The 22,521-nt window shown below is 42.2% G+C and carries 21 protein-coding genes and 1 pseudogene; 16 read left to right on the forward strand and 6 right to left on the reverse strand.

Annotated elements, in window-relative coordinates:
* Positions 1–85 precede the first annotated feature (85 nt).
* On the reverse strand, positions 86–1,450 hold the full coding sequence (locus F891_RS16370; RefSeq protein ID WP_005105118.1) for an MATE family efflux transporter: 1,365 nt from the start codon (positions 1,448–1,450) through the stop codon (positions 86–88).
* A gap of 128 nt (positions 1,451–1,578) precedes the next feature.
* Positions 1,579–2,733, reverse strand: coding sequence for a methionine aminotransferase (locus tag F891_RS16375; RefSeq protein ID WP_005264645.1), 1,155 nt, complete (start codon positions 2,731–2,733; stop codon positions 1,579–1,581).
* Positions 2,734–2,979: 246 nt separating this feature from the next.
* Between F891_RS16375 and F891_RS16380 the strand changes: the two genes are divergently transcribed.
* The 5 genes and pseudogenes from F891_RS16380 (at position 2,980) to F891_RS16400 (ending at position 9,958) form a co-directional block, all read left to right on the forward strand.
* A complete protein-coding gene (locus F891_RS16380; protein WP_005264646.1) occupies positions 2,980–5,784 on the forward strand; it encodes a type VI secretion system Vgr family protein in 2,805 nt (934 codons plus the stop codon).
* 15 nt (positions 5,785–5,799) lie between these two features.
* Positions 5,800–6,852 (forward strand): annotated as a pseudogene (locus F891_RS16385) (LysM peptidoglycan-binding domain-containing protein); the annotation flags it as partial.
* Between the two features lie 110 nt (positions 6,853–6,962).
* Positions 6,963–7,931 carry an IS30 family transposase gene (locus F891_RS16390; protein WP_081398964.1) on the forward strand — a complete coding sequence of 323 codons (969 nt, stop codon included), beginning with the start codon at positions 6,963–6,965 and terminating at the stop codon, positions 7,929–7,931.
* A gap of 23 nt (positions 7,932–7,954) precedes the next feature.
* Positions 7,955–9,076, forward strand: coding sequence for a lysozyme family protein (locus tag F891_RS16395; protein WP_228129164.1), 1,122 nt, complete (start codon positions 7,955–7,957; stop codon positions 9,074–9,076).
* 9 nt (positions 9,077–9,085) lie between these two features.
* Entirely contained in the window at positions 9,086–9,958 is an 873-nt protein-coding gene (locus tag F891_RS16400) for a hypothetical protein (protein WP_004644854.1), read from the forward strand.
* A gap of 43 nt (positions 9,959–10,001) precedes the next feature.
* On the opposite strand, the gene F891_RS16405 is transcribed toward F891_RS16400, so the two are convergent.
* Positions 10,002–10,922 (reverse strand): Dyp-type peroxidase, encoded by a 921-nt coding sequence (locus tag F891_RS16405; protein WP_004644855.1) that lies wholly within the window; start codon positions 10,920–10,922, stop codon positions 10,002–10,004.
* Between the two features lie 161 nt (positions 10,923–11,083).
* On the opposite strand from F891_RS16405, the gene F891_RS16410 reads away from it, so the two are divergent.
* Complete coding sequence (locus tag F891_RS16410) at positions 11,084–11,704, forward strand: LysE family transporter (protein WP_004644856.1); 621 nt, start codon at positions 11,084–11,086, stop codon at positions 11,702–11,704.
* Between the two features lie 74 nt (positions 11,705–11,778).
* On the opposite strand, the gene znuB is transcribed toward F891_RS16410, so the two are convergent.
* From znuB to F891_RS16425, 3 genes are read right to left on the reverse strand one after another with little or no spacing between them, the layout of a single operon-like run.
* Positions 11,779–12,579, reverse strand: coding sequence for a zinc ABC transporter permease subunit ZnuB (gene znuB, locus F891_RS16415; RefSeq protein ID WP_004644857.1), 801 nt, complete (start codon positions 12,577–12,579; stop codon positions 11,779–11,781).
* A 3-nt stretch (positions 12,580–12,582) separates the two neighbouring features.
* Positions 12,583–13,374, reverse strand: a complete 792-nt coding sequence (gene znuC, locus F891_RS16420) for a zinc ABC transporter ATP-binding protein ZnuC (RefSeq protein ID WP_171066365.1) — start codon at positions 13,372–13,374, stop codon at positions 12,583–12,585.
* Positions 13,347–13,844, reverse strand: coding sequence for a transcriptional repressor (locus F891_RS16425; protein WP_004280980.1), 498 nt, complete (start codon positions 13,842–13,844; stop codon positions 13,347–13,349). Before F891_RS16425 ends, znuC begins: the two co-directional genes overlap by 28 nt.
* Before the next feature lie 146 nt (positions 13,845–13,990).
* Here F891_RS16425 and F891_RS16430 point away from each other — a divergent pair, with 146 nt between their 5' ends.
* The 10 genes from F891_RS16430 to F891_RS16475 all read left to right on the forward strand — a co-directional run bounded on the left by F891_RS16430 (position 13,991) and on the right by F891_RS16475 (position 22,187).
* A complete protein-coding gene (locus F891_RS16430; protein ID WP_004280981.1) occupies positions 13,991–14,827 on the forward strand; it encodes a metal ABC transporter solute-binding protein, Zn/Mn family in 837 nt (278 codons plus the stop codon).
* A gap of 174 nt (positions 14,828–15,001) precedes the next feature.
* The gene (locus tag F891_RS16435) at positions 15,002–15,394 is read left to right on the forward strand and encodes an ATP synthase subunit I (protein ID WP_004280982.1); all 393 of its coding nucleotides are present in this window, start codon (positions 15,002–15,004) and stop codon (positions 15,392–15,394) included.
* Positions 15,395–15,504: 110 nt separating this feature from the next.
* Positions 15,505–16,380: a F0F1 ATP synthase subunit A gene (gene atpB, locus F891_RS16440; protein ID WP_004644859.1), complete on the forward strand. Its 876-nt coding sequence runs from the start codon at positions 15,505–15,507 to the stop codon at positions 16,378–16,380.
* Between the two features lie 85 nt (positions 16,381–16,465).
* Entirely contained in the window at positions 16,466–16,711 is a 246-nt protein-coding gene (gene atpE / locus F891_RS16445; protein WP_000424060.1) for a F0F1 ATP synthase subunit C, read from the forward strand.
* A 39-nt stretch (positions 16,712–16,750) separates the two neighbouring features.
* Complete coding sequence (locus tag F891_RS16450; protein ID WP_004280990.1) at positions 16,751–17,221, forward strand: F0F1 ATP synthase subunit B; 471 nt, start codon at positions 16,751–16,753, stop codon at positions 17,219–17,221.
* A gap of 12 nt (positions 17,222–17,233) precedes the next feature.
* Positions 17,234–17,770 (forward strand): F0F1 ATP synthase subunit delta, encoded by a 537-nt coding sequence (locus F891_RS16455; RefSeq protein ID WP_004644860.1) that lies wholly within the window; start codon positions 17,234–17,236, stop codon positions 17,768–17,770.
* Between the two features lie 45 nt (positions 17,771–17,815).
* Positions 17,816–19,360, forward strand: coding sequence for a F0F1 ATP synthase subunit alpha (gene atpA / locus F891_RS16460; RefSeq protein WP_004644861.1), 1,545 nt, complete (start codon positions 17,816–17,818; stop codon positions 19,358–19,360).
* Between the two features lie 89 nt (positions 19,361–19,449).
* Positions 19,450–20,319, forward strand: a complete 870-nt coding sequence (atpG, locus tag F891_RS16465; RefSeq protein WP_005264656.1) for a F0F1 ATP synthase subunit gamma — start codon at positions 19,450–19,452, stop codon at positions 20,317–20,319.
* A gap of 26 nt (positions 20,320–20,345) precedes the next feature.
* Complete coding sequence (gene atpD / locus F891_RS16470) at positions 20,346–21,740, forward strand: F0F1 ATP synthase subunit beta (RefSeq protein ID WP_004644863.1); 1,395 nt, start codon at positions 20,346–20,348, stop codon at positions 21,738–21,740.
* A gap of 27 nt (positions 21,741–21,767) precedes the next feature.
* Positions 21,768–22,187: a F0F1 ATP synthase subunit epsilon gene (locus tag F891_RS16475; protein ID WP_004732608.1), complete on the forward strand. Its 420-nt coding sequence runs from the start codon at positions 21,768–21,770 to the stop codon at positions 22,185–22,187.
* Positions 22,188–22,521 lie beyond the last annotated feature (334 nt).

The raw sequence follows: 22,521 nt of genomic DNA on the forward strand, positions 1-22,521 counted from the left end.
TTTTTATCGCTGTGATAGGGGCTAATTTTTTGCAAATGAGAGTATTAACTCCTGTAATGCTTTAGGCACGTAAAAAAACCTGCATCTAAATCAACGCTTCAACCGTTTTTTTCTTCCAGACCAACTGGTAATACAGTCCCTGCAAAATACACAGGCTGACAAAGGCCAACGCGTAGGCATACCAGATACCTTCCAGACCCCACCACCGGCTAAACAGATAAGCGGCGGGAACTTCAATACAGAGAATGGCAAAAATGTTGATTAACATTGGCACGGTCACCGTACCACTCGAGCGCATGATTGAAGCAAAAATGGCACTGGCGCCAAAAAACAGTATTGACCACAGCACAATAAACAGCAGTTGTTGTCCTAGTACTACAACCTTAGGATCGGTAATAAATAGCGCCATCAGATATTTGGAGAACAGATAGGCCAGAATCACCAGACCGCCGGTAAACAGGATATTCATACTCAGCGCAGTCCGGGTAACTTTATTGAGCAGATCTGATTTACCTGCACCAATCGCTTGAGCACCAAATACAGACGCGGCAATCGCAATCGACAAAGCGGGAAATTGAATATAATTTAAGACCTGATTGACCGCGCCATAGGCCGCTGTTGCTTCTGCACCATAGCGGTTGACCAGTCCGACAATCACCAGTCCGGCAACTGAAGTGGTGACCATTTGCACACCAGTAGGAACCCCCAGTTTCAAGATCATTCTACTTAACTGTGGTTGATGACGAATATTTTTTAATAAGGCCCAGTCGAGTTTGAGCGGATGCTGCCTATAATTCAAATACAGGATTAAAAACAACAGGACCGCCAGATTTCCCAGAATGGTGGCAATCGCCGGCGAGATTATACCCATTTTAGGAAAGCCAAAATAACCTGCAATCAGTACCGGTGTCACCACCAACCCGACCCCAATGGTAAGTGCGGAAGCAAACAGGGGGGTGGTACTATCCCCAACACCGCGCAAGATGGAAGTATAAATAATATAGATAAAGATTAAGGGGCTACCCGCCAGCATCCATTGCACATAGGGCAAGGATAAATGCATCACATCCGGATCTGTGCCAAGCGCCAAGAGAATATTCTCAGCAAAAATTACCCCAAAAAGTGCAATCAAGCTGCCGCCAATCAAGGTCATAAATAAAGTTGAACCGACCACACAGCGCACTTTTTCTATATTTTTCCCGCCCCAAGCCTGGCCAATCAATACGGTAGAGCCGGCCGATAAACCAATCACAAAGGCCATCAGACAAAACAGGATCGGGAAAAAAACGGCAACAGCAGCAATCGCATTCACTCCGAGCATTTGTCCCACAAAAACCGTATTGATCGTGCCGGAGAGACTTTGCAGGATATTGGTCGCAATTAATGGCAACAGAAATACCAGAAAGGCTTTCCATAAATTCTGTTGATGAATCAGTGAGTGCTGTGCCATGCGACATCCTGTGATTGAATTATCATCTATTTATTGATGCAGCTATTATTCGGCAGAATATAAAAAAAAGCCTTAGCTTTTAAGTAACTAAGGCATTTATTTTATGAGATTTTTAGTTAAAAAATGAGTTAAATCTTTGAAAGAATTTGACCTGCCTGGATCAAGGTTTGTTCTTTTTTTGCAAAGCAGAACCTGAGCAGACGTAAATCTGCAGGGGGGTGTTGGTAGAACGCGGAGACTGGAATCGCCACAATCCCATGTTGTTCTGCCAGAAAATGGCACATGGACAGATCATCGAGCTCAGGCCGAATCTCTGAATAATCTAAGTTCTGAAAATAAGTTCCTTGAGAGGGTGTCCATTTAAAGCGTGACATTTCAATGGAGGAGTTAAATAAATCCCGTTTGTTTTGGTAGAAAGAGGACAGTTCGCGTATATGCTCAGGATGCAGTTGCATATATTCCGCCAAGGCGACCTGAACGGGTGTCACACCGCAGAAGCTGGCAAACTGATAAATCTGTCTGAACATTTTCATCAGTGCCGGTGCAGCAATACAAAATCCGGTTTTCCAGCCAGTGACATGGAAGGTTTTACCAAAAGAGCCAATTACGAAGCTACGCTCGCGAAGTTCTGGAAATGACCAGGCCGAATAGTGCTGAACGCCGTCAAAAACCAGATGTTCATAGACTTCATCGGACAGCACCACAATATTGCGCTCGCGAATCAGTTCGATCAGTTGCTGCCAGTCTGCCTTGGACCAGACACTCCCACTCGGATTATGTGGAGTATTCACGATAATCATGCGGGTACGGTCATTAATGGCATCTTTGACCTGATTCCAGTCCACAGAAAAATCAGGATGCTGCAAAGCAATATGCACTGGCTTTGCCCCGACCAGTTGTACCGCAGGTCCATAACTGTCATAGCTCGGGTCGAAAATAATCACTTCTTCCCCGGCACGCACCGTGGCTTGAATGGCACAAAAAATCGCAATTGTCGCTCCAGGGGTAATCGTGATTTCCTCGACAGGATCAATAATCAGTTGATCACGCTGCTGATAGAGATCTGCCACCAGACTTCGCAAGACTGGCAGACCATCTCCCGGTGCGTACTGGTTAAATCCATTCTGGCTGGCCCGGTTTAAAGCTTCAATCAAGGCAGGAGGCGCTGCAAAGTCCGGAAATCCTTGAGAAAGATTCAAGGCTCCGAGTTTTTGTGCCAAGGCCGACATGGTACTAAAAATGGTCACGCCCAAATCAGGTAATTTAGAAGGGAGTTTCAGCATGTCTTTGGCCTTGAAGAATGAGATCTGAATGAGTGTAACAGCAAGTTCCGTATAGGATAATCAGAAAAATAGGGAATATTGGGCAATATTTTTAATTAAGATGTACCACATGCGATTTAAGATTTTTAATTGAAGAGTCATAAATTAAAGGCCTAATTATGTGAAATGCATCGTGAACTGGACGAAATGGATAACTTTTCCTAAAATTTGCCGCACAATAATAAAGCTTAAAATTATAACTATAAAATGCCAAAACCTATCCATATGCTGCTGGAGCAGCTCGGGCTTAAGCGCCAGCATCGTGCGCTACATTTACAGTTTTCACATCCTCCTTTAAATCATCAGGTTTTGATTCAGCGGATTGAGGGTCAGCATCAGATCAATCAAGGTCTGCAGGCTGAACTGATCTGTCTTTCCACTTATGCTCATATTGCCTTGAAACAGTTTATCGGCTGTCGGGTGGCCATTGATCAGGTCACAGACCGGGGTGAACTTTTCCGGACTACGGGCATTATTACTGCAGCCAGTCAAGGGCAGAATGATGGAGCTTTGACCCTGTATAAATTGACGCTAAATGATCCGACTGCACTCTGGCAGAAGCGCCGTAACAGTCGGGTTTTTATGAATAAGACGGTGCGCGAGATCAGTGAAATCCTGTTCAGTGAATGGCAAAACAGAAGTGCATTATTCGCGGCCAGTCTCAGCCTGGATTTGACAGGACTCAGCCGGGACTATGATGTCCGACCTTTTGTAATGCAGTCGAATGAATCGGATTATGATTTTCTGACCCGTTTATGGCGTAGCGAAGGAATTAACTGGTTGATCGATGAAAAGCAATTAACTGTGCCTGTATCAGCCAGCGAGATTCAAGCTCAGTTTTTAAAACTGGTAGATCATTCCCAATATTTTTCAGCTTTAAAACGCCGCTCCATCCGGTTTCATTGCAGTCATGCCACCGAACAGCTCGACACGCTGAACAGTCTGATTGCGGTACGTCAGCTCAATCCGAATAGTACCAGGACCCAGCGCTGGCATGCCCAGCAACTTGCCCAGGATCAAAGCCAGCCTTTATTCAGTAATCATCAGCAAAGTGATATCCATGCAAATGCCACTCTTCAGCTTGAAGATGCGTGGAACATCAGTCCGGCCTGGACCGGCGACTTAAATCATGAGGATCAGGTGACAGCATCTGGTATAGCCCAACTGGATCGACTCAATCAGCAGCTCAGTGACTATCATGCTTTACAGTCTAAATATTTTAAAGCCAGTAGCAGCGTACGAGATGCTCAGGTTGGATACTGGTTTGAACTGCAACAGCATCCTGAAATTGATCAGCATCCTGCCCATCAACGTGAATTTCTGATTTTAGCTAAGCGGTTTTATAACCAGAACAATTTACCCAAAGATATCTTATCTCAGCTGGACAGTTTGCTTGAGAAGAGCGGCTGGCAGATGACACAGGAGGAACGACAGGCCAATGAACTACAGATGGTGCGCCGTGAAATCCAGGTTGTTCCTGAGTACCACCCCTTCATTCATCGGCCTGCTGCTGCATATCCGCAACGGGCTCGAGTGGTCGGACCTGAAGGTGAAACGATTCATGTCGATGCATGGGGGCGGGTGAAAGTTCGTTTTCTGTTTACCCGGAGTGAGGATCATCAGCATGATGGCGGCGCAGGTAGCAATGACAATGATAGCGATTCTGCTTGGGTGGATGTTTTGACCCCTTGGGCGGGTGAGGGTTATGGCATCAGGTTGCATCCGCGAATTGGCGAAATTGTAGTGATTGACTTCTTTGAAGGTGATATCGACCGGCCCTTTGTGGTGGGACGGATTCATGAAGCAGAACGGCATCCGACCATGTTTGATGCAAAAGGAGAACTTCCTGCGACCAAAAAACTCAGTGGCATCCGTTCTCAGGAGGTCGATGGGGATGGCTTTAACCAGTTGCGTTTCGATGATACCCCTGAACAGATTAGTGCGCAGCTGCAAAGTAGTCATGCAGCCAGTCAGCTCAATCTGGGAAATCTAAGCCATCCTAAAGAAAGTGAAAGCAGCGAAGGTCGAGGAGAAGGTTTTGAACTAAGGACAGACCAGTGGGGTGCCATACGTGCAGGAAAAGGCTTATTAATCTCCACTTATCGGCAAGATTCAGCAGCAGGCAATCACCTGGATGCGAGTCGTGCCAAAGAGCAGATTGAATCGAATCTCGATCATAGTAAAGCCTTGAGTGATATTGCTGAACAACAGCAGACAGATCCGCTGCAATTTTTTGATAGTTTAAAACAGTTTCTGAGTCAGATTGAAGCTGAAGATCAAGCCAAGGCCATCGCATTTAAACAGGCCGTGATGTTATTAACTGCCCCCCAAACGATTGCACTGAGCACAAATGAAAATATTCATTTATCCGCTGATCAGCAAATCAATCAGAGTGCCGGGGACAATATTCATTTTTCCACACAGAAGTCTTTAGTTGCTCATGCACAGGACCGGATCAGTTTATTCGCTGCTCAAGAGGGCGCAAGTGTCTATGCCGCTAAAGGCAAAATTGAACTACAAGCCCAAGATGATGCAATTGAAGCGATCGCTCGTAAGGTAATCAAGCTCATTTCGACTGAAGACAAAATCGAAATCACTAGTCCGAAGGAGATTGTACTGACCGCTGGAGGGTCTCAAATTAAGGTAAATAGTGGCGGGGTATTTTTCACGACTGGCGGAAAATTTGAGTGTAAGGCGGGGCAACATAATTTTATGGGAGGGGCTAAAGTCTCTTATGAAATACCTCAGCTTCCGAATAATGCTTTATATAGCAATAGGCTGGATATATATGATCTATTTTGGCAGTCCGATTTCAGTTCAATAAATTATAAAGCTTTTATTCCTGATACTAATTCGTATATTTCAGGTCAGCTTGATGCGCACGGTCGTACTGGAAAAATTACTACAGCTGATTCCTCTAAAGTAGAAATTTTGGTAGGGCTCAATGATGAATGGGGATTAAGTGTCCAAGGTTATGATGTTGATGACCTGATTGAGCAGAATAATAAATAGGAGATAAAAATAAAAATGACAAATAAGTCTTTAGCAACAGTACAAATTCTAGATTTGTTAGGAAATCCAATTCCTAAAGTTCAATATGAAGTCAAAAATAGTAAGACAGGTCAACATGTAGTACGGGGTTCTACCAATTCCAAGGGGTGCCTTTATGAAATTCAAAGAGACAAAGGAACGGTTTTAGATATATATGTCAAAAGCCTTTTAGGTGGAGGTATGAAAAAAGTTCAGACTTTCATAATGGCGAAAGACCGTATGCTGGTTACGGTTATAAGTCCTAAAATTCTCTTGGATTTAAAAACATTAGAAAATAATGAAAATAAAGGAAGTTATAAACGTAAAACACATAAGGTTAAAAAAGGTGAAACTTTATCATCTATTGCACAACAGTATCACACCACAATCCGAGTGCTCGAAAGGCTGAATGGGATAAAAGATGTCAATAAAATCAGCATAGGACAAGTAATTAAACTTCCAATTAATATGCCTGCTACAGGAAATAATACAAGTATTGATAGAAAGCCAAACCCTCAAAAAAATGCTTCTCAAAATAATAAGTCTCAATCATCAGAGAAAAGTAAAAAAGAGACTAAACAGGCTGATAAAGGAATTGTGAATACAGTTGAAGAGTATGAGAAGAAAGCATTAGAGCAGCTTAATGAATGGTATGAAGAAGGTAAGAAAGCTTTATCGGATGCAATAAAAATTGATATGAAAGAGGATCGCAGTCAGGATGGCGGAACACCGAAAACTGATACTTCCAATTTATGTAAAACTAATCCTCAATGTATATCTCAAGGCAAAAGTGAACTTATTAGAGAGGTTAATATCAGGCTAGCAGGCTTTGGTGGCGCATTACCTACAGATGAATTTACTCCTTTAACAGCGGAATGTATAAAGCAATTTCAACGGGATTATATGGGGGTTCCTGAAACTGGAAAAATATGCGGAAGTTTTTTAGCAGCTTTAGATAAGTTCCGTGATGAATATGGAATTGCAAATTTTATGACTAAAGCTAGTTGTCCCTGTGGTCAGTGTTCAGGTTATGGTAATAATAGAAGAGGGGCAGAGTAAAACTTGAAGTGCGACATAAACCACCTAATTAATTTAAAGGGTTTATGGAGTATATAAAATTGTCATACCATCATCTTAACTTTGAAGATCGTACTGCATTAATGCTTGAGTCAAGAAAAGAAGGCTTTTCAGCCAGAAAATTTGCTGAACTCATTAAAAGACATCCTAGTACGATCTATCGTGAGCTTAAAAGAAATAGCATCAATGACGTTTATCAAGCTCAATATGCTTCTGATAACACCTTCGCTAGACGTAGACGTGGTCACAGAAAACTCAAAATCGATTCAATCCTCTGGAAATTTATTGTTGAAGCGATCCGTTGTTTATGGTCTCCTCAGCAAATAGCAAAGCGTTTAAAGACATTTCCTGATTTGGATCAAACAATGAATGTAAGCCATACAACGATTTATTCAACGATACGAGCATTACCAAAGGGTGAGTTGAAAAAAGACTTATTATCCTGTCTGCGTCATGAAAATAAAAAGCGAAAAGCTAACGGTGAACCTAAAAAAGATTCTATATTACAGGATATTAAAACTATTCATGAGCGCCCAGCCGAAGTTCAAGAAAGAAAAATACCGGGTCATTGGGAAGCTGATTTAATTAAAGGTAAAGACAATAAAAGTTCGATAGCAACACTTATTGAACGAAATACACGGCTCTGTATCTTGGCAACATTACCTGATGCAAAGGCAGAATCAGTGCGCAAGGCTTTAACTGAAGCTCTGAAATATTTACCTGCAGAACTGCGTAAAACGTTGACCTATGACCGTGGACGCGAGATGGCAGAACATAAAATACTTGAAGAAGATTTAGGCATAGATGTATATTTCTGTGACCCACATTCACCCTGGCAAAAAGGCACATGCGAAAATATGAATGGTTTAATTAGGCAATATTTACCTAAAGGGATTGATTTAAATCAGGCAGATCAGCATTATTTAAATCAAGTTGCCATGTCACTGAATACTCGTCCTAGAAAAGCGTTAGATTGGCTTACACCATTAGAGAAATTTGCTCAGCTTGTTGATTATCATAAGACTTTTCAAACTGTCGCACCTCATGTTTGAATTCGCCAGGTATTAAATCTGGTTTGAATACTGCTAATGAATATCCAGGATTGCATAGATCTTTAATATGGATATTAAAAGCATTAAATTTTTATTTAAAAAATGAATTTAAATATAAAGGTCTTGAAGTGGCTTATATAGAATCTGGTTATAGATGTATAAATGATAATAAGAAAAAAGGCAGAACTACAGTAAATCATATGGGTTTAGCATTAGATATACATATTAATAAAAATGGGAAGAGGACTAAGGCTATAGAAGATATAGAGTTTATTAGAAAAAAAATTATGACTATAAAAATGAGAGCAAGTGAAGAAAGGGCTTCTGATAAAATATATTTAGAACCAAAAAAATTTAAGAGTGGAGCAAATGGAGCAACTACTTGGGTTCATTTTGATGTGACAAGATTCTCAAGTATTTACTTTAATGATGAATACTTCAAAAAAGAAATTAAAGATCTCAATGGAAATCCGGTAGTTGAGATTATTAAATCACTAAATATGAATTCTATTTTAAATTGTGCAGGAATAATCGTAAATACTTCTACTATTTCTAAAATAACAGATCAAACTATTGAGGCTCTGGTAAAAGAATTAGGTGATGCGATTGCTAGTGGTGAAGGTAGCTATGAAGCTTGGAATGCAGGAGCTCCAGAAGGAAAAAGAGTTAAATACGGAAAAATGAATGACTTGCCAGGTACAATCACTGAAAAAACTATTGATGAAATTTTAGACGCTGCGAAAAAATATAGATGGGATGACAATAGAAGAAGATTTGCCACTGGAAAATATCAAACAATTCCTTCTACTTTAGCAGCAGCTAAAGCGAGACTAAATTTGAGTGGTAATGAATTATATGATCCTGCTATGCAAGAAAGAGTCTTTAAGGAGCATTTATTAAGAGGTCGTTCATCTATCTACAGCTTGATTATTAAAGGTGATAAAACTGTAGAGCAGGCCATGGTTGATGCTTCGAAAGAGTGGGCTTCAATTGCTTTACCGAAGGGAGAAAAGAATAAATATGGAATTATTTCTGATGGTAGTATCGGTTATCATGAATCTAAAACGAATAAAGCAAATAAACATTCTACCGAAAAAGTTAAAGTTATATTTGAAAAAATTCATGCTTATCATTCAAATAAATAGGTTTTAAATATGAAATCCAAATTAATTTTATCATTGTTTTTTAATGGTTTATTATTTTCAAGTTGTACATACCCAAAAGAAAATATATTAATAACATCAAATAATGTATCAAGATGTTATTTTGAAAGTGAAGTTGTTGATTTTTGTTCTAGAAACAAGATTGAAATCTATAATCAACATATTAAAGATTTGCCTAATTTTTCAAATGATAAAATATTATTAATTTTAAATCATAATAGAAGTACAGGTAAAGGTGAAAGTAGAGTTGTTAAGCTGATAGTTATATTAGATCCTCTAGAAAAAAAAGTAATTCCTGTGCCTCAGATGGTAGGTAATTTTGTCGATGGTAATTTAAGGGAAATTAATGATGATCCTGCTATTATAAAATATAATAAAAAAGATAATAAAGTTTGTTTATCAGGGACTACCTACTTTTTAGAAAATAATAATATTAATATTGAAAATGAATGTTATAAGTTTGAAAAAGGACGTGTAAATAAAATAGAGGGCTTAAGATTAAATGGTATTGAAGAATTTTCTAAGTTGCCCTATTCATCTGATATTCATTTTAAGTGTATAAATAATATTAAATTAAATCAATGTAATAACTTGAGATTAATATCTTCGCAAAAAATATTAAATAAGTATAATTTTATTAACCCTCAAGATGGAATGAGTGTTTTTCTGAAAGGGGAAAAAGATTTCTTTTTAATAGTATCTCCGTTTTTTGATGAAGGGGGAGCTAATTTAAGGATTATGAAAGTTAAAAATTTTAATTTAATTTCAGAAAAATATATTTATGCAGGAAAAAATGTAAATATTGATGGTGATTTAAACATAAAATATTTTGAAGGAAATAATAAAAAAGAATTCTCATTCTAAGAATAATTAATTTAAAAAGCCGGCTTCCACCGGCTTTTTTCTTTTACCCTTCCAAAACCTCTCCCAGCAGCTCCTCACTTGGCGCAAAGTAATAGGCACCATCCAGAGGTGTTACGAAATGCAGCAGACCGTCATGAATTCCATCGCCAGAGGTACCGAACATACGTTCTAACATAGTATCAATAATTTTCAGGTCTTTGGTATAGGCAATAAAGAATAGACCCTGGTCACCACGTCCGTCACCATAAGGCAGAGAATGACGTAGAATTTCCATTTCTTCGCCTTCTTCATCTTCAACTACAGTACGTGCCACGTGCGCATTTTCAGGTTTGACTTCATCATCCAATTCAATGGATTCAAGCTTGGTGCGACCCATAACCTGTTCCTGAGTATCAACTTTTAGCTTTTTCCATTTTTCCAGGTTATGCGCGTAACGCTGGGCAAAAATAAATGAACCATCTTGGAAAATACCTGAATCTTCACCTAATAATGCGACTTCAGCACGATCATCCGGGAATTGTGGATTTTCAGTACCATCGATGAAGCCGGTAATATCACGACCATCAAAGTAGCGGAAGCAAACTCGCTCATCCAGCACCTGAACCTGGTCCTGAATTCCTTCAAAAAAAGCTTGACTGAGCGCAAAGCAGATATCAGCACGGGCACTGGCAATATGAATCAGTACATCTGCTGGAACAACCGGCATATCAAACGAACCATGAATGGGTTCAAGCTGTTTAAAGCCTGCAGGAGCTTGATCATAAAGTTTTGTCCACAGTTCAGGACCAAAAGCTACGCCTGTTTTAATTTGTGCTTGAGGGTGTTGCGTGATCAGCCGATCACGAGAAGTAAACAAATGTTCGAGTTGTTCTTTTAATTTTTCAATACTCAAATCTTTAAGACGTAACACAATAAAGCGAGCATGATCTGAAGGAAGTGGCAAGATTACCGATTGGGCTGTCATTCATGGCTCCTATAAGGATAGATCCTGTTTTTTAATGTACATATTGTGCCTGAAGCTAGACAGAGTGAATAGTGCAGTGCCTTATATTTAAGCAAGTTTTTAGCCTGATTTTATTGGAAAATTCATATAATATTGGGCAAGTTTTGCTGAGTTAAATATTCATGTCCTATCAAATGTGGTTTGCCTATATGTTGGCCTGCTGGGTGATTAGTGTCTCTCCGGGTGCTGGTGCAATTGCATCGATGTCGAGCGGATTGAATTATGGTTTTCGGCATGGTTACTGGAATGCGCTGGGTCTGCAACTGGCTTTACTGGTACAGATTGCAGTGGTTGCAGCAGGCGTGGGAGTTTTGTTTGCGACAACCCCATGGGCATTTTTAGTGGTGAAATGGTTTGGTGTTGGCTACCTGTTATATTTGGCAGTTTTGCAATGGAAAGCACCTGCACAGAACATCGAAATTAAACATGAATTGACGCGAAAATCGAGAGGAAAACTGGTACTGCATGGTTTCTTGGTTAATATCACTAATCCTAAAGCCATCGTATTTTTACTGGCCGTCTTGCCGCAATTTCTGGATTTGTCCAAACCACAATGGATTCAGTATTTGATTATGGCTGCAACAATGGTGACGATTGATCTGATTGTGATGGCGGGTTATACCGGATTGGCTGCTAAAGTTTTAAGGCTACTAAAATCACCGAAACAACAAAAAGTCATGAACCGGACTTTTGCCGGTTTATTTGCAGGTGCTGCATTTTTATTGAGTTTGGTGCATCAATAACGAGTGTTTGCTCTCTCCTTAAAGGAGAGAGGCTGAATAGATCATTAGAAAATCATCATGATTTAACAGAAAGATTAATTCAGCTTTTTAAACTTCTGCACACAGAAGATCAGTGCAAATAGCACCGCCATGGTCAGGACAATGGTTAAACCTGTCGAAGTATTGAGACCTGCACTCGACCATAGGCCCACGGTCACCCCAATTTGCGCAATCACGAATGCCCAGATCACCATTTGTTTTGGTGAATGTGCAAGGAGTCGTGCAGTCAGAGCAGGGATCACCAGTAATGCCCCCATGAGTAATGAACCCACTGCTTTCAGGGCAAGCACGGTAAACAATGCCAATAACAACATAAAGATCAGGCGTTGCCATTTGGCATTTACACCTTCACTGACCGCCATGTCCGGATCAATCGCGATTTGAATCTGCGCTTGCCAGCTCTTATAGAGGACGGCTAAGGCCAGAATAATCACGATAGCAAAGGTGGGTAAGTCCGTCCAAGAAATCGTCAGTAGATCACCAAATAGATAGCTGAGAAGTTCCGGTCTTAAACTCGGTAAATGCTGAATGAACAATAGACCTGAGCAAAGCAGTGTTGCTGAACACAGCGCCAGCAAGGCATCATTCGGCAGGCGCGGATCATGCAGCACCCACAAAACCCCTACCAATAATAAGGCAATAAAAGTGACTCCCATCCAGAGAGGTAAACTTAAAGCCCCAGCGATGGCAACACCGAGCAAAGTACCGTGTGCCATGGTATCGGCAAAAAATGACATACGCCGCCAGAGCATGAGACAGCCCAGCGGTGCAGTCAGAAATACCAATAGCGTTCCCATGATCCATGCAGGTAAAAGGAGTTGTAACCAATCCATCATGGTTTAAGCTTCCGGCTCGGGGTGAATATGAGGGCGTGAATCATGCTGACAGGGGGTGGCAGAATCGCCGTGCGCGCAATGATCATGATGATGTTGATAGAACACCCGATTGGTGCCAAAAATCGCCTGATATTCGGGATGTTGCTGCACGCTTTCCGGCAGGCCACTACAGCAGATATGCTTGTTCAGGCACACGACCCGAGTCGTACCTTGCATCACCCATTGCAGGTCATGTGAAACCATCAGTACGGCACAGCCATATTTTTCCGGCAAGTTACGCACATATTCATACAGTTCAGCTTCGGACTGAATGTCTAGACCCTGCATCGGTTCATCGAGGACTAAAATATCCGGCTGGCGTAATAAGGCGCGGGCCAGTAGCACCCGTTGACGTTCACCGCCAGACAACTGCTGCACTTTAGAATCTTGCAGTTTACTAATGCCGGTATCGCGAATAATTTGGGTTTTAATCTCGGACGGACACTTTTCTAGTGCCAATAAATCTTTCACCCGTAGCGGCAAGCTATGTGAGGGATTGAATTTCTGTGGCACATAAGAGAATTTGAGTTTGCGCGCAGTCTTGATCTCACCTGATTGCGGTTTCAAAATGCCCAGCATGACTTTAATTAAGGTCGATTTACCAGCACCATTGGGACCAATCAGTGTGACAATTTCTTTCTCTTGTAACGAGAAATCAATGGCTTTTAAGATATCGCGCTCATCGATTTTGACCCAGATCTTGGAAAGCTGAATCAAGGGAGAGGCACTTAAGCTTTGTTGCGGCACTGCTGACAAATTCCTGAAATTTCGATAATGCTGTGATGTGCCGTGAAGTCGTCCGAGCTGGCCAGTGCATCGAGTTGATCGAGTAAGCCCTGAGCCGACGCTTCTTTCACGGCTTTACATTCGGTGCAGATTAAAAAAGCAGCCTGATGACCTTCACGCGGATGGCAACAGGGGATATAGGCATTGATCGAGGTCAGGCGATGAATCAGCCCTTTGCTTAATAAAAAATCCAGAGTGCGATACACCGTTGGTGGGGCTGCAGGACGATCACTGGCATTTTTCATTTGTGCCAGCAGATCATAGGCGCCCATCGGGCCATGCGCATTTAGAATGAGTTCCAGCACTTCTTTACGTAAAGGTGTAAGGCGTGCGCCGCTTGCTGCACAAAGACTTTCCGCTTCAGCAAGACGTTGTGCGACATTGGGATGGTCGTGCACGCCGTGCAATGCGTTGTGGTGTTCGTGCGAACAGGAACCCATAGTTCACCTCAAGTGCGAAACTGAAAATTAATAGATTTCAAATCTTAACATGAAGCGTTCTGAGTTTCGATTAGGCATAGGTATTTTTGTATTTTTGTTATATTATAACACTTCCTGATTTTATCGTTTTTAAGTGATTTCTACTCATGTTCCGTCTCCTTGCAATCAGTCTGCTGGCATTGTTCAGTACACTCAGTTGGTCACAAAGTCTGGTGGTGTCTACGCAGCCGATCTATCTGATTGCCAAGAAAATTACCCAAGGTGTGGAACAGCCGACTTTATTGCTGGCCAACCAAAGTGGACATGATGTGAGTCTGACTCCGGCGCATCGAAAAACTATTCAGAATGCAGGTCTGGTGATCTGGCTGGGTCAGGCGCATGAAGCACCCTTGGCCAAAGTGCTGAATGAAAGTAATAAAGGCATTGCACTGTTAGACTCGGGGATATTGACCACCTTGCCGATGCGTAATCCGCGTGGCGAGGCCTTGAAAAATACGGTAGACACGCATGTCTGGCTCGATCCGAATAATGCCGTACGGATTGGCTTCTTTATTGCGGCGTTACGTTCGCAACAACTGCCGGAACATCGTGAACGCTACTGGAAAAATGCCCGTGACTTTGCACAAAACATGTTTGCTACGGCTCAGCGTTATAGTTCAAGTAACAAAGCCAAACCTTATTGGTCTTATCACGATGCCTACCAGTATCTTGAGCGCCCACTCAATTTAAAATTCATGGGGGCATTGACCGATGATCCACATGTTTCACCAACGGTGGCGCAAATCAAGTTTTTACAGGATCATCGTCCACAGCGCAAAATGTGTCTGCTGGCCGAAGGTCATGCCAGTGAAAACCAGTACCGCAAACTCAATCCGGTACTGTTCCAGCATGTCGATGAAAGCATGAGCGGGGCAGGGGACTTTGTGCAGGCTTGGCAGCAATTGGCCGCCGAAACCCAGAAATGTGTACTAAATGCACGCTAATGATTTAAAAAATAGACAGATTTTGATTAGTTTAACAGCAGTGACCCGATTTAAAAAAACACGACTAAGGTCGGGAAAAGATTGCATGTTCAGGGGTGTAACTCTATAATGCCTGCGATTAAAAATAATCACCTGTTAAACTTGTCAAGCATGATTGCTGTGAGTGAATAAATAATGAGCCGAACTAGTCGCTTGATTGACCGACGATTAGCGAAAGCTTTGGTCCTCCTGCAAGCCTGTATGATCCCTGTTTCAGCCTTGATCGGCTGGGTCGTGAAAGACTCAACCGCAGCCTTGAGTGCAGCATTAGGTGCACTGGTATGTTGGCTCGCGACTTGTTATTTTTCGTGGCAATCGTTTCGAGCAGCAGGAGCCCGCGCGTCTAAACAAGTTCTTTCGAACATGTATAAAGGCTTGATGGGAAAGTTTGCCATTGTGATTGTTGGTTTCATTTTAATTTTAAGCAATGTTAAACCGTTGTCAGCGGTGGCGTTGTTTTGTGGTTTTATACTTGTTCAAGCCATGTCGTGGGTCGCTCCGTTTTGGGCGTCACGTCTACAAAAATGAGTATAAGCACAACAAGAAATTGAAAAGTTTTTCAGGAGCAGGCGAGATATCAAGCAGCACGCGATATTCGTTTGTTCTATTAGTTTTTTGACATTGACCAGGTGTGATTTATGGCTGCTGAAGAACATGCCCTTACTTCGACCGAGTATATCAAGCATCACTTGACCAACATGACCTATGGCAAAATGCCGGACGGTACATGGAAATTGGCCGAGAGCGGTGCTGAAGCTCAACAGATGGGGTTCACTGCTATTCACTTGGATTCAATGGGTTGGTCTATCGGACTGGGTCTGATTTTCTGTTTGTTGTTCTGGTTGGTTGCGAAAGCAGCTAATGCTGGTGTTCCTACCAAGTTCCAGTCTGCAATTGAAATGATTATCGAGTTTGTAGATTCAAGTGTACGTGATACCTTCCACGGGAAGTCTCGATTAATTGCACCCTTAGCATTAACCATTTTCGTGTGGATTTTCCTCATGAACTTGATGGATTTGATCCCTGTTGACTTTATTCCTTATGTAGCTCAACACGCGATTGCTTCTATGCTGGGTGTAGACCCTCATCAGGTTTACTTTAAAATTGTTCCGACTACAGATCCAAACATTACCCTCGGTATGTCTATTTCTGTATTCTTCTTAATTATTTTCTATAGTATTCGTGAGAAAGGTGTTGGCGGCTTCGTTGGTGAGTTAGCACTGAACCCATTTAACCCAAGTAATCCAGTTGCTAAAGTGCTTTTAATTCCATTCAACTTATTGTTGGAATTGACTACTTTCTTGGCGCGACCAGTTTCATTGGCTCTACGACTGTTCGGTAACATGTATGCGGGTGAGTTAATCTTCATTCTTATCGCGTTATTACCGTTCTGGATCCAGTGGGCGTTGTCTGTGCCTTGGGCGATTTTCCACATTTTGATTATTACGCTACAAGCATTCATTTTCATGATGTTGACTATCGTGTACATGAGTATGGCAAGCGAAAAGCATTAATGGTATTGCCTAACTGTCAACGGATGGTTGGGCACACAATTTTTTAACTTAATTTGGTATAAAACCTAACCTCTGAGGAATTATCATGGAACTCACTTTAGGTCTAGTTGCAATTGCATCTGCTATCTTGATCGCTTTCGGTGCTTTAGGTACTGCGATTGGTTTTGGTCTTCTAGGCGGCCGTTTCCTTGAAGCTGTAGCTCGTCAACCAGAATTGGCTCCACAACTTCAAACTCGTATGTTCTTAATCGCGGGTCTTCTTGATGCTGTGCCTATGATCGGTGTTGGTATTGGCTTGTTCTTCATCTTCGCTAATCCATTTGTAGGTTAATCAGCTTAATTCCGAAATTCACTATTTGAGGAATTTGCAATGAATATCAACCTCACATTGTTTGGCCAAGCGATTGCGTTTGCGATTTTTGTCGCATTCTGCATGAAGTTTGTATGGCCACCACTAATCAATGCGATTAGTGAACGTCAGCGTAAAATCGCTGATGGCTTAAATGCTGCTGAAAAAGCGAAGGCTGACCTTGCAGATGCGCAAGCACAAGTGAAAGCTGAGTTAGACGCGGCAAAAGCACAAGCGGCTCAATTGATCGAACAAGCGAACCGTCGTGGTGCACAATTGATCGAAGAAGCGCGTACCCAAGCTGCGGCTGAAGGTGAGCGTATTCGTCAACAGGCTAAAGAAGCTGTTGATACTGAAATCAATGCTGCTCGCGAAGAATTGCGTCAACAAGTGGCTGCTCTTGCAGTAACTGGTGCTGAGAAAATTCTTAGCCAGCAAGTTGATGCAGAAGCTCACAATGCCATGCTGACTCAGCTGGCTGCTAAACTTTAAGAGAGGCGGATTATGGCTGAACTCTTGACGTTGGCACGCCCATACGCTAAAGCAGCATTTGCTTACGCTTCTGAGCAAAGTGCAACTGACTCTTGGTCAACAGCACTTGAATTGCTCAGTGCTGCGGTGCAAGACGAAGCATTTTCAGCTTATCTAAATCGCCCTGAGCTTACACCTGCTGAGCAGGTGGCTCTTTTTGCGAAAGTTTTAGGTGAAGACCAAACTGCAGCAGTGTCTAACTTCCTGACATTGCTTGCAGAGAATAACCGTTTGGTTCTTCTTCCTGAGATTGCAGCAGAATATGAGCAGCTTAAATCACAGAATAACAATACTGTGGATGTTGTGATTGAATCAGCATTCCCATTGACTTCTGTACAGGAACAACTTCTTACTCACGCATTAGAGAAAAAATTCGAAGCGGCGGTAAATGTTTCTGTAGAAGTTAACCCAGCGCTGATTGCTGGTGTAGTTATTCGTGCAGGCGACCAAGTGATAGATGATTCTGCGCTTAACAAGCTTGAAAAAATGCGTACTCGTCTTCTTGCTTAATTGCATTTAGAAGACTGAACTTTAAAAAGATTGAGGTATAGCGCAATGCAACAACTGAATCCATCCGAGATCAGTGCGCTCATTAAACAGCGTATCGGCGATCTGGACACCAGCGCAACCGCTAAGAACGAAGGAACCATTGTTATGGTTTCCGACGGTATTGTGCGTATTCACGGCTTAGCTGACGCTATGTACGGTGAAATGATCGAATTCGACGGCGGCCTTTACGGTATGGCACTGAACCTAGAACAGGATTCAGTGGGCGTCGTTGTTTTAGGTAACTACTTAAGCCTTCAAGAAGGTCAAAAAGCGCGTTGCACAGGTCGTGTATTAGAAGTTCCGGTTGGTCCAGAACTTTTAGGCCGTGTAGTAGATGCTTTGGGTAACCCGATTGATGGTAAAGGCCCTATTGATGCAAAATTAACTGATGCTGTTGAAAAAGTAGCACCAGGCGTAATTTGGCGTCAATCAGTGGATCAACCTGTACAAACTGGTTATAAATCAGTAGATACAATGATCCCTGTAGGCCGTGGTCAACGTGAGTTGATCATTGGTGACCGTCAAACTGGTAAAACAGCAATGGCGATCGACGCGATCATCGCTCAGAAAAACTCTGGCATTAAATGTGTATACGTAGCAATCGGTCAAAAACAATCGACTATCGCTAACGTGGTACGCAAGCTAGAAGAAACTGGCGCTATGGCGTATACAACTGTTGTAGCTGCAGCTGCAGCTGATCCAGCAGCAATGCTGTATCTAGCTCCGTATTCTGGCTGTACAATGGGCGAATACTTCCGTGACCGCGGTGAAGATGCGTTAATCATTTATGATGACTTGTCTAAGCAAGCTGTTGCTTACCGTCAAATTTCATTGCTTTTACGCCGTCCACCAGGTCGTGAAGCGTATCCAGGTGACGTGTTCTATCTACACTCGCGTCTACTTGAACGTGCTTCTCGTGTATCTGCTGACTACGTTGAGAAATTCACTAACGGTGAAGTTAAAGGCCAAACTGGTTCATTAACTGCATTGCCGATTATTGAAACTCAAGCGGGTGACGTATCTGCATTCGTACCAACCAACGTAATTTCGATTACTGATGGTCAGATCTTCCTTGAAACATCATTATTCAACGCAGGTATTCGTCCTGCTGTGAACGCGGGTATCTCTGTATCTCGTGTTGGTGGTTCAGCGCAAACTAAGATCATCAAGAAATTGTCTGGTGGTATCCGTACTGCTTTGGCGCAATACCGTGAATTGGCAGCATTTGCTCAGTTCGCTTCTGATCTTGACGAAGCAACTCGTAAGCAACTTGAACATGGTCAACGTGTAACTGAGTTAATGAAGCAAAAACAATATGCTCCTTACTCAATTGCTGACCAAGCTGTTTCAATTTATGCATCTAACGAAGGCTACATGGCTGACGTAGACGTTAAGAAAATCGTAGACTTTGATGCTGCGTTGATTTCTTACTTCCGTTCAGAACATGCTGCGTTAATGCAACAAATCGATGCCTCTGGTGATTACAACAAAGACATCGAAGCTGCAATCAAAGCAGGTATTGAAAGCTTTAAAGCGACTCAAACTTACTAATTTCAACCTCTGTTGAATTTAGTGTCGGTTTGGTTCACGGAATCAACCTTCGGAAGCTCGCAAGGGCTTTCGAATACTAGGTTAAGCGTATGGCAAATTTAAAAGAAATTCGCGCCAAAGTAGCTAGTATCAAGAGCACGCAGAAGATTACTCGAGCGATGCAAATGGTAGCAGCTTCTAAGATGCGTCGTGCGCAAGAGCGCATGGCTCAAGGCCGTCCGTATGCCGAAAATATGCACCGTGTAATTGCTCATTTGGTCCAAGCGAATCCTGAATATAAACACCGTTATATGGTTGAACGCCCGGTTAAGCGCGTTGGCTATATCATTGTGTCTTCAGATCGTGGCCTTGCTGGTGGTTTGAACATTAACCTGTTCAAGAAAGTGGTTAAACACGTTCAACAGCAACAAGAGCAGTCAATTGAAGTTCAATTTGCTTTAATTGGTCAAAAAGCGGTTTCGTTTTTTAAAAACTACGGCGGTAAAGTGCTTGGTGCGACGACGCAAGTCGGCGATGCTCCAAGTCTTGAGCAGTTATCTGGTTCTGTACAGGTGATGTTGGATTCTTATGATAAAGGCGAGTTAGATCGTATTTATCTAGTGTCAAACGGCTTTGTCAATGCCATGACTCAAAATCAAAAGATCGAACAACTTGTTCCTTTGGCTGCTGCTGAAGAAGACAAGAATCTGAACCGTCAATACGGTTGGGATTATATCTACGAGCCTGAAGCTGAAGAGCTTTTAAATGGCTTGTTGGTTCGCTATATCGAGTCTGTGGTGTATCAAGGTGTGATTGAAAACATCGCATGTGAGCAGTCTGCACGTATGGTCGCTATGAAAGCAGCGACAGACAACGCAGGCGAGATCATTAAGAGCCTGCAACTTATTTATAACAAGCTGCGTCAAGCCGCGATTACTCAGGAAATTTCTGAGATCGTTGGTGGTGCCGCTGCCGTTTAACATTATTTTGAATTGAGGAGACAGCAATGAATAGCGGTCGTATCATTCAGATCATCGGCGCGGTTATCGACGTCGAGTTTGAACGCAATAGCGTTCCTAAGATCTATGACGCTCTCCAAGTAGATGGTACTGAAACTACTTTAGAAGTTCAGCAACAGCTTGGTGATGGCGTAGTTCGTACTATTGCAATGGGTTCTACTGAAGGCCTTAAGCGTGGTTTGAACGTAACTAACACTAACGCGCCGATTTCTGTACCAGTAGGTACAGCGACTCTAGGCCGTATCATGGACGTTCTTGGTCGCCCGATCGACGAAGCTGGTCCTGTTGCGACTGAAGCGCGTTTACCAATTCACCGTCAAGCGCCTTCTTATGCAGAACAAGCGGCTTCTACTGACCTTTTAGAAACTGGTATTAAAGTCATTGACTTACTTTGCCCGTTTGCGAAAGGTGGTAAGGTTGGTCTGTTCGGTGGTGCCGGTGTTGGTAAAACTGTAAACATGATGGAATTGATCAACAACATCGCGAAAGCTCACTCAGGTTTATCTGTGTTTGCTGGTGTTGGTGAGCGTACTCGTGAAGGTAACGACTTCTATCACGAAATGAAAGATTCTAACGTTCTAGACAAAGTAGCAATGGTCTACGGTCAGATGAACGAGCCACCGGGTAACCGTTTACGCGTAGCGTTGACTGGTTTGACTATGGCTGAATATTTCCGTGACGAGAAAGACGAAAACGGTAAAGGCCGTGACGTACTATTGTTCGTAGATAACATCTATCGTTATACACTAGCGGGTACTGAAGTATCAGCACTTCTAGGTCGTATGCCATCTGCAGTAGGTTACCAGCCTACACTTGCAGAAGAGATGGGTGTTCTTCAAGAGCGTATTACATCGACTAAGTCTGGTTCTATTACGTCAATCCAAGCGGTATACGTACCTGCCGATGACTTGACAGATCCATCGCCTGCTACAACATTTGCTCACTTAGACGCAACTGTTGTATTGAGCCGTGACATCGCATCTTCTGGTATTTACCCAGCGATCGATCCACTAGACTCAACTTCACGCCAGTTAGATCCGTTAGTTGTTGGTCAAGAGCATTATGAAATTGCACGTTCTGTACAGAACGTATTGCAACGTTATAAAGAGCTTAAAGACATCATCGCGATTCTTGGTATGGACGAGCTTGCTGAAGAAGATAAACTGGTTGTTTACCGTGCGCGTAAAATCCAGCGTTTCTTCTCTCAACCGTTCCACGTAGCTGAAGTATTTACTGGTGCTCCTGGTAAATTAGTATCTCTTAAAGAAACGATTCGTGGCTTTAAAGGTCTTCTAGCTGGTGAATACGATCACATCCCAGAACAAGCGTTCTACATGGTTGGTGGTATTGACGAAGTTATTGCTAAAGCCGAGAAACTTTAATTAGCTACTCTAATTTAGGAGATTCTCATGGCGACTATGCAATGTGATGTTGTAAGTGTTCAGGAGTCTTTGTACTCAGGCACTATAACTATGCTAATTGCAAAAGGTGCTGGCGGTGAGTTAGGTATTATGCCTGGCCATGCTCCGTTGGTAACTTTGCTCCAACCTGGCGCGATCCGCGTTATTTTGGAAAACGGTACAGAAGAGTTGATCTATGTATCTGGTGGTGTTCTAGAAGTTCAACCGCATGTTGTTACGGTTCTTGCAGATACTGCAGTCCGTGCAGAAAACTTAGATGAAGCAGCTATTGTTGAAGCGCGTAAACACGCTGAAGCATTGCTTGCGAATCAAAAGAGCGATTTGGACGCTGCTGCTGCTTTGGCTGCTCTTGCAGAAACTGCTGCTCAGCTGGAAACGATCCGCAAAATCAAAAACCGCGCTCAATAAGAGACGGTTTGAGATTGAAAAAACCACCCGAAAGGGTGGTTTTTTTATATACTAATTTTTTAAATAGTATTTCTAGAATAATGAAAATAGTTTCTTTGAATCCAATTTTTGAGGGTGTTAAGCAAGATTCAAAAATTGTTTATGAAAAAATATTATGTATTGAATGTAAAACAAAAATTAAGCATGAGGTATTGGTAGATATATCACACAATGATTGTTCTGATCCAAATATATCTTTTTATTCTAATTAACCTGAGTTCGACATAAAAAATAAATAAAAAAAAGCCTTAGCATCTGTAATATCTTGGTTACGAAGACAAAACATTTCAGAGCA

This window comes from Acinetobacter sp. CIP 101966 (genome assembly GCF_000369725.1).
Taxonomy (GTDB): domain Bacteria; phylum Pseudomonadota; class Gammaproteobacteria; order Pseudomonadales; family Moraxellaceae; genus Acinetobacter; species Acinetobacter lwoffii_Q.

What these genes read in the sequence shown, in the direction of transcription:
- F891_RS16370 (WP_005105118.1), bottom strand. Translation starts at nt 1,450, where the DNA reads ATGGCACAGCACTCACTGATTCATCAACAGAATTTATGGAAAGCCTTT.
- F891_RS16375 (WP_005264645.1), bottom strand. Translation starts at nt 2,733, where the DNA reads ATGCTGAAACTCCCTTCTAAATTACCTGATTTGGGCGTGACCATTTTT.
- F891_RS16380 (WP_005264646.1), top strand. Translation starts at nt 2,980, where the DNA reads ATGCCAAAACCTATCCATATGCTGCTGGAGCAGCTCGGGCTTAAGCGC.
- F891_RS16390 (WP_081398964.1), top strand. Translation starts at nt 6,963, where the DNA reads ATGCTTGAGTCAAGAAAAGAAGGCTTTTCAGCCAGAAAATTTGCTGAA.
- F891_RS16400 (WP_004644854.1), top strand. Translation starts at nt 9,086, where the DNA reads ATGAAATCCAAATTAATTTTATCATTGTTTTTTAATGGTTTATTATTT.
- F891_RS16405 (WP_004644855.1), bottom strand. Translation starts at nt 10,922, where the DNA reads ATGACAGCCCAATCGGTAATCTTGCCACTTCCTTCAGATCATGCTCGC.
- F891_RS16410 (WP_004644856.1), top strand. Translation starts at nt 11,084, where the DNA reads ATGTCCTATCAAATGTGGTTTGCCTATATGTTGGCCTGCTGGGTGATT.
- znuB (WP_004644857.1), bottom strand. Translation starts at nt 12,579, where the DNA reads ATGATGGATTGGTTACAACTCCTTTTACCTGCATGGATCATGGGAACG.
- F891_RS16425 (WP_004280980.1), bottom strand. Translation starts at nt 13,844, where the DNA reads ATGGGTTCCTGTTCGCACGAACACCACAACGCATTGCACGGCGTGCAC.
- F891_RS16430 (WP_004280981.1), top strand. Translation starts at nt 13,991, where the DNA reads ATGTTCCGTCTCCTTGCAATCAGTCTGCTGGCATTGTTCAGTACACTC.
- F891_RS16435 (WP_004280982.1), top strand. Translation starts at nt 15,002, where the DNA reads ATGAGCCGAACTAGTCGCTTGATTGACCGACGATTAGCGAAAGCTTTG.
- atpB (WP_004644859.1), top strand. Translation starts at nt 15,505, where the DNA reads ATGGCTGCTGAAGAACATGCCCTTACTTCGACCGAGTATATCAAGCAT.
- atpE (WP_000424060.1), top strand. Translation starts at nt 16,466, where the DNA reads ATGGAACTCACTTTAGGTCTAGTTGCAATTGCATCTGCTATCTTGATC.
- F891_RS16450 (WP_004280990.1), top strand. Translation starts at nt 16,751, where the DNA reads ATGAATATCAACCTCACATTGTTTGGCCAAGCGATTGCGTTTGCGATT.
- F891_RS16455 (WP_004644860.1), top strand. Translation starts at nt 17,234, where the DNA reads ATGGCTGAACTCTTGACGTTGGCACGCCCATACGCTAAAGCAGCATTT.
- atpA (WP_004644861.1), top strand. Translation starts at nt 17,816, where the DNA reads ATGCAACAACTGAATCCATCCGAGATCAGTGCGCTCATTAAACAGCGT.
- atpG (WP_005264656.1), top strand. Translation starts at nt 19,450, where the DNA reads ATGGCAAATTTAAAAGAAATTCGCGCCAAAGTAGCTAGTATCAAGAGC.
- atpD (WP_004644863.1), top strand. Translation starts at nt 20,346, where the DNA reads ATGAATAGCGGTCGTATCATTCAGATCATCGGCGCGGTTATCGACGTC.
- F891_RS16475 (WP_004732608.1), top strand. Translation starts at nt 21,768, where the DNA reads ATGGCGACTATGCAATGTGATGTTGTAAGTGTTCAGGAGTCTTTGTAC.